This is a genomic window from Parvibaculum sp., from assembly GCF_049672805.1.
Taxonomy (GTDB): domain Bacteria; phylum Pseudomonadota; class Alphaproteobacteria; order Parvibaculales; family Parvibaculaceae; genus Parvibaculum.
In genome coordinates, this window is record NZ_JBATWS010000145.1 from 1 (window position 1) to 2,289 (window position 2,289).

The window sequence follows — 2,289 nt, forward strand, 5'->3', positions numbered from 1 at the left end:
ATGGATGAGTGGGGCCGCATCGACATCCTCATCAACAATGCGGGCATCCTGCGCGACAAGTCCTTCTCCAAGATGGAGATGTCGGATTTCCAGATCGTGGTGGACGTGCACCTGATGGGCACGGTGAAGCCGACCAAGGCCGTCTGGGAAATCATGAAGAACCAGAACTATGGCCGCATCGTCGTGACGGCTTCCTCGACCGGCCTTTACGGCAATTTCGGTCAGACGAACTATGGCGCCGCGAAGCTCGGCGTTGTCGGCTTCATCAACACGCTGAAGCTTGAAGGCCAGAAGAACAACATCCATTGCAATGCGCTGGCCCCTGTTGCCTATACGCGCATGACCTCCGACCTGATGCCGCCGGAAGCTGAACAGATGCTGACGCCGGAAGCGGTGACGCCGGGCGTGATGTATCTCGTCTCGGAAGATGCCCCGACGGGCATGATCCTTTGCGCAGGTGCCGGCGTGTTCGCTGCGGCGCGCATGGAAGAATCCGAAGGCGTCTATCTCGGGCGCGAAGGCCTCACCGCCGAGAAGGTTGCGGAGAACTGGTCGAAGATCACCGACTTCTCGAACGCAACCCCCTTCCACATGGGCGGCGAGCAGACGGGCAAGTTCTTCAAACTCGCCTCGGGCGGCAAGTAAGCATCCGGCGCATAGCCAGATCAGAAAGGGAGCCTGCATGGCTCCCTTTTTTGTTGCACGCTGCGCAAAGAAAAGCGGGCAAAAGAAAACGGGCACCGGATTTCTCCGATGCCCGCTTTTCGTGACTGTCGCTGCCGCTCAGAGCCCGAGCACAGCCTTTGCCATGATGTTGCGCTGAACTTCATTCGAGCCCGCATAGATCGACGCCTTGCGGAGCGAGAAGTAGTATGGCGCAGCGGTGAAAGCACCTTCCGGGCCTACTTCCGGCTCGTTCGTCTCGACAAGGCCGTTCTCGATGGTCGGCTGCGCATAATCGCCCAGCACTTCCACCATGAACTGCGAGACTTCCTGCTGCAGCTCCGTACCACGGCACTTCAGCAGCGAGCTTTCCGGGCCGACATTGCCGCCAATGGAAAGCGCGGAGAAGATGCGCAGTTCCGTGAACTCCATCGCCGTGATCTGGCTGCGTATATCGGCGTAACGCGCCTTGAAGCCCGGTGTTTCCGAGAGAGGCTGACCATCAACGATGATCTCCTTCGCCATATCCCGCACTTCATCGAGCGCGCTGTAGAGCCCCGGCGAATAGGGATTACCGCGTTCGAATTCGAGGAGGTATTTGGCGTAGGTCCAGCCCTTGTTCACCTCACCGATCAGGTTTTCCTTCGGCACCTTCACATCTTCAAAGAAGACCTGATTGACTTCCTGATTGGGCGCCGGGGTGCCGTCGAGGCAGATAATCGGATCGACGGTGATGCCAGGCGTCTTCATGTCGATCAGGAGGAAGGAAATCCCCTCCTGCGGCTTGCCCTCATTCGAGGTGCGCACGAGACAGAAAATCCAGTCCGCCCACTGAGCAACCGAGGTCCAGATCTTCGAACCATTGACGAGGAAATGGTCGCCCTTGTCCTCCGCCTTGGTCTTCAGGGACGCGAGGTCCGACCCCGAACCAGGCTCCGAATAGCCCTGACACCAGAGCACATTCGTTTCGAGAATGTCGGGAAGGAAGCGCTTCTTCTGCTCCGGCGTCCCGAACTTCATGATGACGGGCGCCACCATTGTCGGCCCGAAGGGAATGGTGTGCGGAACGCCCGCACGGCCCATTTCCACATTGAAGATATATTTCTGGGACTGGGTGAAGCCCGGCCCGCCATATTCCTTGGGCCAGTTCGGCGCAAGCCAGCCCTTTTTCGCGAGCGACTTCTGCCACTGGATATGGGCTTCCTTGGTGATGTAGCCATGCTTCGAACGGGCATGCAGCCGTCGCATTTCCGGCGTGTAATGCTCTTCGATGAACTGGCGAACTTCCTGCCGGAAAGCCTCGTCTTCCTTGCTGAATGCGAGATCCATAGTCAATCTTCCGTTCTTGGCCGGTATCGGCCCGGCAAATAATTACTCGACCTTGTCGAGGAACTGGAGAGAAGGCGCACCACCGAGAACGGCTCCGAGGGCGGGGCCGGCGGCACGGAAATAATCCGTCTTGCCATGTGCATCAAGGTCAGCCTGCGTGGCGTACTGCTCCATGACGATGTAGGTGGACGGCTCCGACTTGGACTTGAAGAAGTCATACTGGAGGCAGCCCTTCTCGTTCGCCTTCACCTTCTGGCGCAGCTCGCCGAAGACCTTCTCAAATTCCGCTTCCTTGCC

At 58.5% G+C, this 2,289-nt stretch carries 3 protein-coding genes; 1 reads left to right on the forward strand and 2 read right to left on the reverse strand.

Annotated elements, in window-relative coordinates; genetic code table 11:
• Window positions 1-645: SDR family NAD(P)-dependent oxidoreductase (locus WBF74_RS04635; RefSeq protein WP_424435879.1), on the forward strand; the 645-nt coding region annotated here is incomplete at its 5' end.
• A 138-nt stretch (window positions 646-783) separates the two neighbouring features.
• Here WBF74_RS04635 and WBF74_RS04640 read toward each other — a convergent pair.
• Window positions 784-1,992 carry an acyl-CoA dehydrogenase family protein gene (locus tag WBF74_RS04640; protein ID WP_424435882.1) on the reverse strand — a complete coding sequence of 403 codons (1,209 nt, stop codon included), beginning with the start codon at window positions 1,990-1,992 and terminating at the stop codon, window positions 784-786.
• A 42-nt stretch (window positions 1,993-2,034) separates the two neighbouring features.
• Window positions 2,035-2,289, reverse strand: a 255-nt coding sequence (locus tag WBF74_RS04645) for a putative quinol monooxygenase (protein ID WP_424435885.1), incomplete at its 5' end; no start/stop codon positions are given.